This is a genomic window from Sphingomonas sp. Leaf208 (genome assembly GCF_001421415.1).
Taxonomy (GTDB): domain Bacteria; phylum Pseudomonadota; class Alphaproteobacteria; order Sphingomonadales; family Sphingomonadaceae; genus Sphingomonas.
Genome location: NZ_LMKH01000012.1, coordinates 178396 through 193628 on the forward strand (window position 1 = coordinate 178396; position 15233 = coordinate 193628).

Here is a 15233-nt window from a genome sequence, read left to right on the forward strand (position 1 = left end):
GGATCAATTGTTCGGGACGCCGCCGTAACGCTGGCGAGTCGTCGCAAGCGCCAGTCGAGCCTGTTCCATTGCCATCTCTTCGGTCTGGAACAGGAGGTGATCCATCACCGACGTCAGGTGCGCGCGCATCGCGCCACGCGCCGCCGCCGCGTCGCGCGCGCGCAAAGCATCAACGATTGCAGCATGTTCGGCGACGACCGGCCGCACCTTGGCGTTGCGCGCCTTGGCATGGAGAAGCGCGCATTCGGGCGACGTCGAGCGCAAATGCCACAGATCCTCGATCGTCCGAACCACGCCCGAATTCCGCGTCGCCTTGGCGATTGCCATGTGGAAATCGCGATCGGCAATCTCGGTGACTTCCGTTAGCAAATTCTCGGTCGTCATCGCCTCGACCAGTCCGTCGAGCAGGTCGATCTCGGCATCGGTGATCTGGACCGCTGCGAGCGCTGCCGCCTCACCCTCGAACATGATCCGCGCTTCGGTCAGTTCGAACGCAGTAATCGCGAAACCCGGCTCTTCGCCCTGCCCCGGCAGCCGGCAGACATACGCTCCGGAGCCGACACGGACTTCGATAAATCCCTGCACTTCCAAGGCGATGAGGGCTTCACGCACCGCCGGGCGACTGGCGCCGTAGCCGATCGCCAGCTCGCGTTCGGCGGGCAGCCGATCGCCGATCGCGTAGGTACCCGCGACTAGTTCCTCGAACAGCCGCCGCGCCAGCCGCTGGTACAAGCGGTCGTTCGCTGGAGCGTCGTATTTTCCGACCGCGAACAGCGCGTTCTGGGAGGCGGGCTTTGCCACTGGACTTACCAATCTAATGTCTGCGTATTCATACTAGTACGGCAGCGTGTCGAGTGGAACGGGCATGGCCCAATTATTCGAGCGAAACCAACGCGGAACGCAAGAAAGATAGAGCGAGGCGATCCCGTCGAGACCGCCTCGCTCGCGCACGGACTAGAAGGTGCCGCGCAGGCCGACCAGGAACTGACGGCCCGGCTTGTACTGCGTGAAGGTCGCATTCTCGAACTGGAAGTAAGACCGCAACGTCGCGTTCGTGAAGTTCGCAACATTGACCGTCAGCTGAGGCGCCCCGGCAAGGCCGAAGATCTTGTCCAGATCGAACGACGACGAGAAGTCGTAGGTCGTATAGTCCGTACCGAACAATGCCGCTGCCGGGATGCCATTCTGCGCCGCACCGCTGTTCTGCGAGCCCTCGCGCGAGGTGGTCGACACCCGCAGCATGACCCCGTGCTTTTCGTAATAGCCCGTGATGTTGTAGGTAAACGGCGCCACGCCGAACGCGGTTGCCGCACCCTTGCTGGTCTGGTCGACGACCGTCGCATTGGCGTTGAAGCCGAACCCGGTGATGCCGATGTTCTTGGTCAGGAAGTCGAGTGGCTGGACCCACTGGAATTCGAGCCCGTTGATGGTCAGCTTGTCAGCCACGTTGACCTGTGACGTGACCTGGACCTGCGCGGTGCCGGGGCCGCCGCGCGAGTTGATCGCGATCTGCTGCGTCGGATTCAGCGTGTCGTAGGTGATCCCGTATTGCGACAGGTTCGAGAACGGAACCGTGCTGATCGCGGTGTTCGTGAAGCCCTTGATCGACTTGCGGAACGCATTGAAGCTGACCACGCCTTCGCGGCCGGTATAATATTCGAAGCCCAGATCGATGTTCGTCGACATGTACGGCTCGAGCGCCGGGTTGCCGATCGACGCCTGATCCGCCGATGGCGCGCCGAAGTTCACGCCCGGCAGCTGCGCCGACGGATCGGGACGCGTCATGGTACGCGACCCGGCGACGCGGACTACCGCATGCTCGCTAACGTCATAGGCGAAGGTCGCTGCGGGCAGCCACTTCGAATAGACGTTGCGCGTCGACACGATGCTGACGAGGTTGGGATAGCGGCTACCGTCTGGCAACGCGACTCCGGTCGCGGTCGTATTGCGCGGATCAGGCAAAGACACGCGACCCGTGATCGTCTGGATCGTGTTGACGTAGCGCACGCCGACGTTGAACCGCAGCATGTTGCCGCCAAGGTCCTGCTCGCCGTTCACCGTGGCGAACGCGGACTTCACAACTTCGCGAATGCCGCCGCCGCTTGCGCCCGTGGTGGACGCACCGCTTTCCGGCGAATTGTCGTGGTAGAAGTCATAGTTGGTTGCGGCTGCGAACTTCGGCCAGTCGACCGTCACGAAACCGGCCGGGCCTGGTGTCAGGTAGCTTGGGGCCGCCGAGTTGGGAACGAGCGAGCCACCATAGGTCACCGGGCCGGTCATGCCCGTGGTCGATCCGGTGCCGAAGCCCGGATAGGTCGGGTAGCCGGCGGGGATCACGCCCGGCGCATTCAGGCCTTCGCACGGCGGCTGCGAATTTGGCGAGGCGACGAACACGCTGGGATTATTGCCGCAAACGGCGTTCTGGTAGGCCTGGCTGTTGTCGTTGCTGCTGATCCGGCGCGACACGTCGTCGAACGCGCCGCCGACCTTCAGGTTGAGGGCTGGCTTGCCCCAGGTCAGGTCGCCGCGCGCGCCCTTGCTCTTGTTGAGCCGGCGTTCGTCGGAGATGTTGACGCGGCTACCGGGATTCCAGCCGAAATTCGCCGGATCGTTCAGGTCCAGCGCGCTCTGGATCGTCGGGATGCCGCTGCCGTCGTTCGAATAGGTCACGGTGTTGCCGACACCCAGCGGGGTCGTCAGGCCGACCGACGGGTTCTCGCGGTGGAAGGTCGAGCGCGCGTAATTGCCCTGCAGGTTCAGCTTGAGCGTTTCGGAGATTTCCCACTCGCCGCCGGGGTTGATGCTGAAGAGCTTCGTCGTCTCGGTGTACGGGCGGAATTCGTTGAAGAATTGCGCGTTGGCGAACGTCCCGCCGGTGACGACGCAGCCGATCGTGCAGTCCGCCTTGTCGAACGTCAGGTTGGTCGGGATGATCGCGCCGTTGCGGACGATCCACGCCATGTTCTCGCGCGTCAGGTCGTTCTTCTTGTAGCCGTACAGACCATCAACGTAGAAGTGCAGCGTATCGGACGGCTGCCATTCGGCACTGATGATCGCGTTGATACGGTCACGCGGACCGCGAATGCTGGTCGAACGCCCGAGCCGCGGCAGCAGTGCGTTGTCGATCTGCTGGATCGTCGCACCTGGGTTGTTCGCGAGCAGGAAATCCTGATTAATCACCGTGCCGGCGACCAACCCGGCACCAGCGCCGGCCGGGACCAACCCGGGGATGGTCCAGTTGCCGCCCCCGGTGCCGTTGCAGCTCGCATTGTTGGCACGGCACTGGGCAGCAAGTGTCTGCGCAGCGGTTGGCGTGTTCTGAACGCCGTTGGTCGTACCGGCGATGCCGTTGGGCGTCGTCAGCGCTGGATTGGTATAGCCAATCGTCTCAAACCCGCGCGTGTCGGTGAACAGGCGCTGGGCGGACACGCCTGCGAGGATACCGACCTTGTCACCGCGCCAGCTGCCGATCAGCGAGCCGCGAGCACCGATCCGGTCCTCGGGCGACTGCTTCGTACCCTGCACGTTATACGCCAGGAACGAGGTCGCGCGATCGAACGGCCGCGCCGAACGAAGGTCGATGTTACCCGCCGCTCCGCCTTCAAGCAGGTCCGCGGTATAGCTCTTGTTGACGGTCAGCTTGGTGAACAGGTCGGTCGGGAAGAAGCTGAGATCGACCGAGCGATCGGTGCCCTGCGCATCGGTTGCGCCCGACGACGCCACCGCGATCGTCGCGCCGTTGAGCGTGACGTTCGTGAAGTTCGATCCGAGGCCACGGATCGCGACGTTCGTACCTTCGCCGGTCACGTCGCGCGTGATGGTGATGCCGGGGATCCGGTTGAAGGATTCGGCGATGTTGGTGTCGGGGAACTTGCCGATGTCCTCGGCGAAGATCGAATCCGTAAAGCCGGTCGCTGCGCGCTTGGCGTTCGTCGACTTGGCGAGGCTCGAACGATAGCCGGTAACGACGATGTCGCCGCTGTCGGCCGCATCGATCGTGCCGGGAGTCTGGTCGGAGTCAGGCAGGGCCGCGGCTGGCGACGCGGCAGGCGCGGTCGGCCCGGCGGCGGCGGGCGCGGCACCTTGCGACGCCGCGGGTGCAGGGTCCTGCGTTGGCGGAATGGTCTGCGCCGCCGCAACGGTCGCCGACAGCGCTACCATGGTCGTCGCGCACAAGAGCGCAGCGCGCGTAAGACGAGGGGCCATTTTGAAAGGCGTCATGTTCAGGATCCTCTTGGAACCTCGCTGTCCGACTGGCGGCAGGAAGCGTCTCGTTGTTATGAAAGCTTGAAAAACGTCAGGTATCGGGCGCTAGCTACTGCGCGACGTACTCCACCGGCTCGACCAACTGGCCGACGGGCATGCGACATCAATAGCGTTAAAAGCCATCCCCATTCCTCGTCACGCCTGTCTATGCAGGTCCGTTGATAGCGCTATCTCACTGCTATTGGTCGACGAGTCAAGGTGGTTCGGTTAGGCCAATATTACGGGGTCGGCTCTACCGGTTCGAGGCCTTGGACAGTCTTCAGCGACTTTTCAGCGGGTTAAGTCGTGGTACGACCGCCGAACGCGCATCGTCATCGTGTCGCAAATTCATAAATCGCTCCATCGACGGTTTACGGACGAAGCGTCGCAGAGAACGGCTCAGTCCAACCGGGGCACACCCGTCAGACAGCCGTCTTTCAATAGCAAAATCACGCGATCGCTACCGGTACACAAGGCGCTGGACCCTCAGTAGGAGGCAGACAGAACCCCCTGGAACAATGCGAACATCCACCCGGTCGCCTGCGCGAACAGTGCCGCGTCGTACCGTGGCCCCTCGTCGCGCAGGAACGCGTGCGCGGCGTTGACCTCATGCCATTCATAGCGCGCACCGACCTCTTCCAGGCGCGCGCGAATGAGTGCCCGGCCGGCAAACGGCACATGCGGATCGGCGCGACCGAAGACGAACAGCATTTCGGCCTTCAGGTCCGCCATCCGCGCGAGGCTGTCGTCATCCTTGCCGAGCCCGAGCGATCCCGCATGGATATCCGTCGGATAAAAACACGCCGCCGCTTTAACCCGTGGATCGAGCGCCGCGCGATAAGCCAGATGCCCGCCCAGGCACACGCCGACCGTCGCGAGCCGCCCCGAACAAGCCGCGTGCCCAGCCAGAAAATTCAGCCCGGCGGTCGCATCGGCATCGAACGCCGCAACCGGCTTGGCAATCTTCAACGCGTTGCCGCGATCCGTACCGGCGGTATCGTACGCCAGCACGGTCCCGGGCGCTTCATACTCGTGATACACCTCGGGGACCGCGACACAGTAGCCGTGCCCCGCGATATACGCCGCCAGTCGCCGGATCGGCGCCGTCACCTGATAGATTTCCGAGAACAGCAAAACCCCGGGAAACCGCCCCTCGATCGCCGGACGAAACACATGAACCCGCATCACGCCGCCATCGGCCGAGGGCAGGTCGACGAATTCGTCGCTGGAGATGATCATGGCGCGGTATCCCGATAGAGCTGCTCAGCCGCGCTACCGCATCGCCGGGGCTCGTTCACGGGAAATTCGGCGTACGCCGCCAATGCACGCGGCCAGTGTCGATGGTTCGATCGGAACTTGGCGAGATGGGTCCGGTCGATACCCGCCATGCCACGCATCTCGTGTCCAAGCGTCACGCCTGCTCCAACGCCACTTCGCCACAGTGCCGGTTACAGCGGCGCGAGCATCTGCTATTCGGTCGGCGATGCGTAGGCTCCTGCCCTTCCTTGCCTGTCTGATGCTCGTACTGACCACTTGGGTCGGGCTGGCGCATGCGGCCGAGGTTGGCGGTTGCATCGAGACCAGCCAGTACGAAGCTGCCTTGCATATCGATAGCGATGGCGATCAGGTCGCGGCCGATGCCGACAAGGGCTATCCGCATCATCACGGCAGTTGCCACGCGCACCATATGAGCGCGCCGGACTCCGACGCATTGGACGGCATAACCGGTCCAGCCGGCGCCACGCTCGTGTCCTTCGACGGCGCGGCGCTGGTCGGGCGGAGCGCCGATACTGCGCTGAGACCGCCCCGGGCCTGACGCGTCGATCGGGTGCGCGATGCGCGCCTGCGTCTACTTCGTCAGGAGCATTCCCATGCATCGTATTTTCGCGGCTATCGTGGCCGCAGGCGCCTGCGCATCGTCGCTGCAGGCCCAGACCCGTCCGCCGGTTTTAGCGGAACCGGTCCTAACGCTCGCCGAGGCGCTTGGCCGCGCCGGCGGGTTGTCGCCCTTCCAGGATGCTGCGTCCGCCGGCGTTCGAGCCGCCAAGGCCCAGCGCCGGGTCGCGGCGCTTCGGCCGAACCCGTCGATCGTCGCCGAGACCGAGAACGTCGCAGGGTCCGGGATCTATCGCGGCCTGCGCTCGTCCGAAACGACGCTGGGGTTGGCGCTGCCCCTGGAACGCGGCGGCAAGCGGCAGGCCCGGATGGCACTCGCCGACGCGCAGATCGGCCGCGCAGGTATCGCAGCAGCGATCGCGCGCGCCGACCTCCGACTGCGGGTCACGCAAGCATACGTCGTCGGGATGGCCGCGCAACGTCGTGTAGCGGTCGCACGCGATCAAGTCGGGATTGCCGCCGAAGTGCTCCGCGCCGCCAAGGTCCGGGTGCAGGCGGGGCGCGCCTCACCGCTGGAGGAACAGCGCGCAGACGTAGCGCGCCTTGCCGCCGAGGGCGCCTTGGAACGTGCGGACCGTTCAGCCGCCGTCGCCGCGACGAACCTTGCCCGGCTTATTGGAATGCCGGTCGGCGCGCTCGACAACTCCTGGTTCCAGCAGGTGGACGCGCTCAACCCCCTCCAGCCATCCGGCCCGACGGGCACACTCATCGCCGCGGCCGCCCGCGCGGATCTCGACACCGCGACCGCGCAGGTGCGGCTCGCGCGAAGCCAGCGCGTGCCGGACCTGACGCTCAGCGCCAGCGCCCGACGGCTCGAGCAGACCAACGACACCGCCGCCGTCTTTGGCGTCTCGATCCCGCTGACCGTCTTCAACAGCGGCCGATCGGCTATCGCCGTTGCCGATGCGCAGCGCGACCAGTCGGACGCGCTGCGCCGCGTGGCGTTGCTAGATGCCGAGCAGGACATCGCGACCACGCGAGCCGAGGCGGCGAACGCAGCGACGACCGCGCGCAACGCGACCGGGCCTGCACTCGCCGCTGCCGTGGAGGCGGCGCGGATCGCGCGCATCGGCTACCGCGAAGGCAAGTTCGGGCAACTCGACCTGCTCGATGCCGAGCGGACGCTTCTCGACACCAGGACGGCGGCGATCGACGCGCTTGCCGCCTATCACGACGCACGCGCGCGCCTCGAACGGCTGACTGCCGAAGCGCCGATTGCTAAGGACACCGACCGATGAACCGCACGATTTTGCGCGCGATCGCGCCTGCCGCTGCCGCCTTGGCATTCGCAGGCTGTGGCCCCTCCCCCGACCCGGCGCCCTCTGCCAACGCGGTGGCAGGCGAGGATCGAGAGAAGGCTTCCGGCGATCCCACGGTCGTGACCCTGTCGGCACAGCAGATCGCCGACGCCGGTATCGAGGTCACGCGCCCGACCGTCGGCGGCGTCACCGGCGCGATCGAATTGCCCGCGACGATCGAGGGCGATCCGCAGGGCGTCCAGGTCGTGGCCGCGCCGATCGGCGGCCGGCTGGTCTCGCTCACCCGCAACCTCGGCCAGCCGATCGGCCGCGGCGAGACGCTGGCGATCATCGAGAGCCGCGAGGCAGCGTCGCTCAATGCCGAGGTCGAAGCGGCCGGTGCGCGGTCCGCGCTTGCCCAGTCGAACCTACGCCGCGAACAGCGGTTGTTCGCTGAGCGCGTTTCACCCGAGCAAGACCTAGTCGCAGCCCGAACCGCCGCAACCGAAGCCAACATCGCGCTCCGACTCGCGCGGCAGCAGCTGTCGGCCACCGGCGGCGGCGGCGGTGCGCTCAACCGTATCGCGGTGCGCGCGCCGATTGCCGGCCAGGTGATCGCCCGGTCGGCTACGCTGGGGCAACAGGTCGCGGCCGATGCCGAAATTTTCCACGTCGCCAACCTCACCAAGGTGTCGGTGACGATGTCGCTCGTTCCCGCGGATGCCGGCCGCGTGAAGCCGGGTGCCCGCGTGGAAGTCACGTCCGCCGGCCGCCGCCAGGATGGCCGCGTGACCTTCGTCTCGCCGATCCTCGACGAAACCACGCGCCTCGTCCCCGTGATCGCGACGATCGACAATGCGGGCGGCCTGTGGCGCGTCGGCGAGAATGTCGGCGTGTCGGTGCTTCTCCCCGCCAGCGGCGACCGCAGCATCGCCGTGCCCTCGGCTGCCGTGCAGATGATCGGCGACCGGCCGCACGTGTTCGTCCGGACCGCGACCGGCTTCCGGGCGACGCCGGTGACGCTCGGCCGCACCAATGGCGGCGCGGTTACCGTGACCGCGGGCCTCACCGGCGAGGAGCGCATCGCCTCGACCAACTCGTTCACGCTCAAGGCCGAACTCGGCAAGGGCGCGGCGAAGGACGAGGACTAGGCCATGCTCTCGCGTATCGTAACGCTGGCCGTCGAGAAGCGCTGGCTCGTCCTCCTGCTGACGCTCGCCGCCGCGCTCGCCGGAATGTTCGCCATCCAGCGGCTGCCGATCGACGCCGTCCCCGACATCACCAACAACCAGGTCCAGATCAACGTCCGCGCGCCCGCGCTGTCGCCCGACCAAATCGAGAAACAGGTCGCCTTCACCGTCGAGACCGCGCTCGCCGGCATCCCCGGCCTCGACTACACGCGGTCGCTCAGCCGCAACGGCTTCGCGCAGGTCACCGCGGTGTTCGACGAGAAGACCGATATCTACTTCGCCCGCGCCCAGGTGGCAGAGCGGCTGCGCACCGCCGAGGAGGATTTGCCGGATGACGTGGTGCCCGAGATGGGACCGATCGCCACGGGTCTCGGCGACATCTTCATGTGGACGGTCGAGTACCGCGAGCTCGACCAGGTCCGCCACCGCAACGGCGAGCCCGGCCTGCAAAAGGACGGCAGCTACATCACGCCGGAAGGCGACCACCTCGTCAGCGAACCCGACAAGGCGACGTATCTGCGCACCGTGCAGGACTGGATCGTCACCCCGCAGCTGAAGAGCAGCGCGGGCCTTGCGGGGGTCGACAGCCTCGGCGGCTATACCAAGCAGTATCTCGTCGTCCCCGATATCCAGCGTATGGCGGCAATGAAGATCACGCTCCAGGACCTCGCCACCGCGCTCAAGCGCAACAACACCAGCGCGGGTGCGGGAATCGTCGACCGCAACGGCGAAGGCCTCGCGGTCCGTGCCGACGGCCGGATCCGCAACGCCGACGAGCTCGCACGCACCGTGGTCGCGACGCGCGAGAGCGTGCCGATCCTGCTCAGCCAGATCGCCACCGTCCGCACCGGCCAGGCATTGCGGATGGGTTCGGCGTCGGAGAACGGCCACGAAGTCGTCGTCGGCACAGCAGTCATGCGGATCGGCGAGAACAGCCGCACCGTCTCGACCGGTGTCGGCACGCGGCTACAGGAGATCGGCCGGGCGCTTCCCATCGACGTCGTGGTGAAGCCAGTGCTCAACCGCACCGAGCTCGTCAATTCGACGATCGCGACCGTTGCCCGCAACCTTGCCGAAGGCGCGGTGCTGGTCATCGTCGTGCTGTTCGTGCTGCTCGGCAATTTCCGCGCCGCGCTGATCACCGCGCTGGTGATCCCGATCACGATGCTGCTGACGAGCATCGGCATGCTGAAGGCCGGCGTGTCGGCGAACCTGATGAGCCTCGGCGCGCTCGATTTCGGGCTGATCGTCGACGGCGCCGTGATCATCGTCGAGAATGCCCTGCGTCGTTTGGGTGAGGCACAGCATGGTCGCAGCGAGCCATTACCCCTGAAAAAAAGACTCGATCTAGTCGCGGCATCGGCACGCGAGATGATCCGCCCTTCGGTATACGGCCAGGCGATCATCATCCTCGTCTACGCGCCGCTGCTCACCTTCACCGGCGTCGAGGGCAAGATGTTCGAACCGATGGCGCTGACCGTCATCATCGCGCTCGTCTTCGCCTTCGTCCTGTCAATGACCTTCGTCCCCGCGGCGATCGCGATCGCACTGAGCCGAACCGTCGACGAGAAAGAAAGCCGGATCATCGGCTGGCTGCGCCGACGCTACGAACCGGGTCTCGGCAAGGCAATGCGCCGCCCGAGCATCACGCTGGGCATCGCCATCGGCGCACTGGCGCTGGCGGGAATCGCCTTTACCACGCTCGGCCAGGAGTTCCTGCCGCAGCTCGACGAAGGCAACATCCTCGTCCAGGCGGTCCGCATCCCCGGCACCTCGGTCGACCAGAGCCAGGCGATGCAGTTCCAGGTCGAGAAGGTCCTTGCCCGCCAACCCGAGGTCCGCTTCGCCTTCTCGCGCACCGGTACCTCGGAGATCGCCAGCGATCCGATGCCGCCGAACGCCACCGACACCTTCGTGATCCTGAAGCCCAAGGCGGAATGGCCCGACCCGAGCCTCGCAAAGGAAGAACTCGTCGCGCGGATGGAGCAGCAGCTCTCGACGCTGCCCGGCAACGCGTACGAGATCACCCAACCGATCCAGATGCGCTTCAACGAACTGATCGCGGGCGTGCGCGGCGACATCGCGGTGAAAATCTTCGGCGACGACTTCGGCGGCATGAACGCCGCCGCGGACCGTATCGCCGATGTCCTGCGCAAGACGCGTGGCGCGGTCGACGTCCGCGTCGAGCAGACAGAAGGCCTGCCGATGCTCGACATCCGCCCGAACCGCATGGCAATGTCACGCATCGGCGTCACCGCGGGCGACGTGCAGGACACCGTGGCCGCCGCAATCGGCGGACGCGAGGCCGGCATGATCTTCGAGGGCGACCGACGTTTCCCCGTCGTGATCCGCCTGTCCGAAGCGTCGCGATCGGACCTTACCCAGGTCGCGCAAATCCCCGTCCCGACCTTGGCAGACGGGTTCGTCCCGCTGTCGACCGTCGCCGACATCGCGGTCGTCGATGGACCCAACCAGATCAGCCGCGAGAACGGCAAGCGCCGCGTCGTCGTCCAGGCCAACGTCCGCGATCGCGACGTCGCGGGCGTGGTCGCCGACGCGCGTGCGGCGATCGATACGCAGGTGACGATGCCGCCGGGAACCTATGTCGAATGGGGCGGACAATTCGAGAACCTCGCCTCCGCGCGCGACCGCCTGATGCTCGTCGTGCCGGTCTGCTTCGCGGTCATCATGCTGCTGCTCTACGGCGCGCTCGGCTCGGTCCGCGACGCGGCGATCGTGTTCACCGGCGTGCCACTCGCGCTGGTCGGCGGCGTCCTTGCGCTCGTGGTTCGCGGCATGCCGTTCTCCGTTTCGGCCGCGGTCGGGTTCATCGCGCTGTCGGGCATAGCCGTACTCAACGGGCTGGTGATGGTCTCGTCGATCCACGACCTGATGGCACGCGGCATGGACAGGGCTTGCGCCGCGCACGACGGCGCGCTCGCCCGGCTTCGGCCGGTGGCGATGACGGCACTGGTCGCAAGCCTCGGCTTCGTACCGATGGCACTCGGGCACGGCGCCGGCGCCGAAGTGCAGAAACCGCTCGCGACCGTAGTGATCGGCGGCCTGATCTCGGCCACGCTGCTGACGCTGTTCGTCCTGCCGACGCTCTACGCCCGCTTCGGCGCATGGACGGCGAGATTAGAAGGTTCGGATGCTCCGACGGTGCAAACGCAGACATCATCGGGATAGCTCTGCTCGCAATCTAGTCGCCGAGTTGCGGGATGAGGTCGGGCTCGGCGACGACGAGATCGCGGTAGACGTCGAACTGCGCCTGTTCCCGACACTGGCACAACGTCACTGCCGCGCTCCAGCGTGTAAAGTACCGTCCGCCCTCGCGCGCCTGACCAACGCACAATGCCTGCGCAATTCTCGGCGGACAAAGTCTTCGTGCGGTCTGATCCAGACCAAATGGAAGGCGTTCGATGAAGATCACATACCTGGTCACGAGTATATTCGCGGCGATGCCCCTGCCTGCCACGGCGCAAGTCCGACAGCAGGCACCGGAGCCAACACAGATGAAGTCCCAGGACACGCCTGCTGAGCCGAGATTCAGCGGCTTCAAGATCGGTGCCGATACCGACTGGAGACGAACGACGGTTCACTATGACCTGCCACTCCTATCCTCTGTCATCGATCGCAGGAAAGACGACGTTGGGTATAGCCTGCATTTGGGATACGATAACGAAGTGGGCCAAAGCTTCGTCATAGGGTCCGAAGTTGCGATTGGACGCGGCGATACCAATCTCTTGGCCGACGAGGCATTGGGCGTCTACACTCTGAAACCGCGCTGGTCGCTCGATGTTTCGAGCCGTGCAGGATTACTCGTGGAACCACAGATACTGCTGTACGGCCGCGTCGGCTATAGTTTGCTCCGGGGTCGCGAAAAGACCGATTTTCGCGCCGTCCCGACCAGCGACGTGAAAGCCAAAGGTACCGAGAATGGCTTCCTGTTTGGCGGCGGCATCGAGACGGCCGTGTATTCCGGACTGTTCTTGCGGGCCGAATATGACAAGATCGACTATGGAAATGGTCTGACGACATCGAAGGTCTTGTTCGGCATCAACGCCGGCTTCTGATCCTCGTGTAAATACCCGTCGGCCCTTGGTGACCCGCTGTGGCGATCACCAAGGGCCGACGGAAGAGGCTCACCGTGGCGGATCAGGCACACGTCCTTCGTCGCGCGCCGGGGCGGTCATGCTTCCGCTGACGCTCGCAGTTCCGGATCCGGCTGTCGGCCATGTCCTGCATCGTCTTGTTGATCTCGGTGGCGAGGCGAGCCCGTTCCAAGGCCTCGACACCCTGCGCGTCACGGCGTTGCTGTTGAGTCAGCATGCACCCCGTATAGTCCGGGGACCCATGCGCCGCGCCAAAGCTGGCACAGGTATCGATATCCTGCGCCAGAGATACACGGCGTCGCTCCTCGAGCGTTGCACAACCGTTCAAGCCGACGACCAGTAAAATACTGGTCACGATCGGCACCACTATGCGCAGGATTGGCGTCAGAAAATACAATGTCATCATAGATACCCCGATGTCTGCCGACGGCGTGTCCAGCTCAGGTCTGATCTTGCCGATGCGGTCAGATGCGGGGCGAACATTGCGTGTGTATGGCTCGGCCAAGCACCGTTATCGATCGAGAAACTCGACCCGCACCACCGTGCCGTTCACCGGTGCCGCGAGGATCGACACGCGTCCGCCGTGCAGTTCGACCACCTGCCGCACTAGGTTCAGGCCGAGGCCGGCGCCCGTGGATCTCGGCTTCAGGCGGTGAAAGGGCTCGAACACGCGCTTGCGCTCCTCGATCGGTATGCCGATGCCGTCGTCCTCGACTTCGAACCCATGGCCCAGCACGCGGACGATCACGTGACGGCCACCATGCTCGATCGCATTCTGCACCAAATTCGTCAGCACGCGCTCGATCGGCCCCGCGTCGCCGCAGATCGTGCGCGGTTCCACGATCACCACTTCGATCGTGCGATCCGCGGCGATCAGTAGCGGCGCGAGCTCGGCGGCGACGCGTGTTACCAAGGATACGAGATCGACGTCGGCCTGCTCGCGGGCGACATCCAGACGCTGGAGATCGAGCAGTTGCTCGGCCAGATTGGCGAGCCGGTGCACATCGCTGCCAAGGCTGCGCGTCGCCGCCTCGTCCGCGCCGTCGACCTTGATCCGCAGGATGGCGATCGGCGTGCGCAACTCGTGCGCGGCCGAGGCGATAAACCGCCGTTGTCGCTCATATCCCTCGTCGAGGCGCCGCAGAACGTCGTTGACCGCGCGAACCAGCGGCAGGATCTCGGTCGGCACCTGGTGTTCGCCCAGCCGCCAGCCGCGACGATGGGCATCGATCCGTCCCGCCTCCTCTGCGATCCGGTTCACCCCCGCGAGCGATCGCCTGACGATCCACGGCGTGACCACCAGCGAGACCAGCGCCAGCAGGACGATGACCAGGATGCTGAAGAGATTGGACGCGATGAGTATCGAGACCGTCAGCTCGGTCAGCTTGCCGTGCGCAAGGATCGTGAGTTTACCCGCCGGCGAAACCTCCTGTCGAATGACTGCGGACAACCCATAGGGTGGCGCCCGGTCCCGGATCTGCATGTAGGAAAGCCGGTGCAGCGCGCCACCGAAATGCGCGTATGGCGGCGGTACCTGGCCAAGGGTGACGTTGCGCCCGCGATCGTCTTCCGCGACGAACCAGAGACCGGGCGTCTCCGCGCGCAGTCGCGCCAGTCCCGGTGTCGGGCGCAACGTCATTCGGCCATCGGCGTGGCGAACGATCGACTGCGCGATGACGCCGGTGATCGTCTCCTCGGTATACGCGACGTTGCTGCTCATCCGCATGAACACGAGGAGGATCACCGAGAGCATCATGGTCAGCGTCGCGAACTGGATCAGCATCGGTTTGACGATCAGCGCGCGCTTCAGCGACGGTGGCCGCGCGTTCACGACGACGCCTTCAACAAATAGCCGACGCCTCTGATCGCGTGGATCTCGATTCCCGCACCCGCCTCGGCCAGCTTTCGACGAAGACGCGATATGTGGGAATCGAGCGTGTTCGACTGTACCTCGTCATCGAACCCGTACACCGCGTGCTCGAGCGACTCCCGCAGCACCGTTCTGCCGCGACGCTTGACCAAGGTCGCAAGGACGCGAAGTTCGCGCCGGACGAGGTCGAGCCTGACGCCTGCAACGACGGCCTCGTCGTTGGCGACATCGAAGACGAGCGCGCCCACCCCGATTTCCTCGACGGCCAAGTCCGCGGGACGACGCCTGACCGCGCGAATGCGGGCGAACATTTCCTCGAGCGCGAACGGCTTGATGAGATAGTCGTCGGCGCCCTCGTCCAGTCCGGCAACGCGGTCCGATATTTCCCCGCGCGCGCTCAGCACGATGATGGAAAGTCCGGGATTGCCGGCTCGCAGCGACGGGACCAGCGAGAGCCCGTCGCCGTCCGGCAGGGTCCTGTCCAGCAGGACGAGATCATAGGCCACCGACCGCGCCGCCTCCCGGGCCATCGTCAACCGATCGACATGATCGACGACAAAGCGTTCTCGGGTGAGAGAACGACACAATGCCGCAGCGAATTCGACTTCGTCTTCGACGATCAGGATTCTCACCAAGGGACCTTATGAAGACGGGCCGCGACGCCGAACCGCCGCTCTAC

At 65.4% G+C, this 15233-nt stretch carries 11 protein-coding genes; 5 read left to right on the forward strand and 6 right to left on the reverse strand.

Annotated features, from left to right (window positions below):
- Window positions 1–3 precede the first annotated feature (3 nt).
- The 3 genes from ASE69_RS06970 to ASE69_RS06980 all read right to left on the reverse strand — a co-directional run bounded on the left by ASE69_RS06970 (window position 4) and on the right by ASE69_RS06980 (window position 5484).
- Window positions 4–801 carry a FadR/GntR family transcriptional regulator gene (locus ASE69_RS06970; protein ID WP_082452958.1) on the reverse strand — a complete coding sequence of 266 codons (798 nt, stop codon included), beginning with the start codon at window positions 799–801 and terminating at the stop codon, window positions 4–6.
- 153 nt (window positions 802–954) lie between these two features.
- On the reverse strand, window positions 955–4221 hold the full coding sequence (locus tag ASE69_RS06975) for a TonB-dependent receptor (RefSeq protein ID WP_056484687.1): 3267 nt from the start codon (window positions 4219–4221) through the stop codon (window positions 955–957).
- Between the two features lie 510 nt (window positions 4222–4731).
- Complete coding sequence (locus tag ASE69_RS06980) at window positions 4732–5484, reverse strand: dienelactone hydrolase family protein (RefSeq protein ID WP_056484689.1); 753 nt, start codon at window positions 5482–5484, stop codon at window positions 4732–4734.
- A 244-nt stretch (window positions 5485–5728) separates the two neighbouring features.
- Between ASE69_RS06980 and ASE69_RS06985 the strand changes: the two genes are divergently transcribed.
- The 5 genes from ASE69_RS06985 to ASE69_RS21270 all read left to right on the forward strand — a co-directional run bounded on the left by ASE69_RS06985 (window position 5729) and on the right by ASE69_RS21270 (window position 12645).
- Window positions 5729–6061 carry a hypothetical protein gene (locus ASE69_RS06985; RefSeq protein WP_156362217.1) on the forward strand — a complete coding sequence of 111 codons (333 nt, stop codon included), beginning with the start codon at window positions 5729–5731 and terminating at the stop codon, window positions 6059–6061.
- 55 nt (window positions 6062–6116) lie between these two features.
- Complete coding sequence (locus tag ASE69_RS06990) at window positions 6117–7379, forward strand: TolC family protein (protein ID WP_056484693.1); 1263 nt, start codon at window positions 6117–6119, stop codon at window positions 7377–7379.
- Window positions 7376–8530, forward strand: coding sequence for an efflux RND transporter periplasmic adaptor subunit (locus ASE69_RS06995; RefSeq protein WP_056484695.1), 1155 nt, complete (start codon window positions 7376–7378; stop codon window positions 8528–8530). Before ASE69_RS06990 ends, ASE69_RS06995 begins: the two co-directional genes overlap by 4 nt.
- Before the next feature lie 3 nt (window positions 8531–8533).
- On the forward strand, window positions 8534–11758 hold the full coding sequence (locus ASE69_RS07000; protein ID WP_056484697.1) for an efflux RND transporter permease subunit: 3225 nt from the start codon (window positions 8534–8536) through the stop codon (window positions 11756–11758).
- 233 nt (window positions 11759–11991) lie between these two features.
- Complete coding sequence (locus tag ASE69_RS21270; protein ID WP_082452960.1) at window positions 11992–12645, forward strand: outer membrane protein; 654 nt, start codon at window positions 11992–11994, stop codon at window positions 12643–12645.
- A gap of 82 nt (window positions 12646–12727) precedes the next feature.
- Here the strand turns inward: ASE69_RS21270 and ASE69_RS22550 are convergent, their stop codons facing one another.
- The 3 genes from ASE69_RS22550 to ASE69_RS07025 are packed head-to-tail and all read right to left on the reverse strand — an operon-like array spanning window position 12728 to window position 15186.
- Window positions 12728–13189: a hypothetical protein gene (locus ASE69_RS22550; RefSeq protein ID WP_200924138.1), complete on the reverse strand. Its 462-nt coding sequence runs from the start codon at window positions 13187–13189 to the stop codon at window positions 12728–12730.
- 6 nt (window positions 13190–13195) lie between these two features.
- The gene (locus ASE69_RS07020) at window positions 13196–14515 is read right to left on the reverse strand and encodes a sensor histidine kinase (RefSeq protein WP_200924139.1); all 1320 of its coding nucleotides are present in this window, start codon (window positions 14513–14515) and stop codon (window positions 13196–13198) included.
- Complete coding sequence (locus ASE69_RS07025) at window positions 14512–15186, reverse strand: response regulator transcription factor (RefSeq protein WP_056484704.1); 675 nt, start codon at window positions 15184–15186, stop codon at window positions 14512–14514. The genes ASE69_RS07020 and ASE69_RS07025 overlap by 4 nt, the downstream gene beginning before the upstream one ends.
- Window positions 15187–15233: the final 47 nt, after the last annotated feature.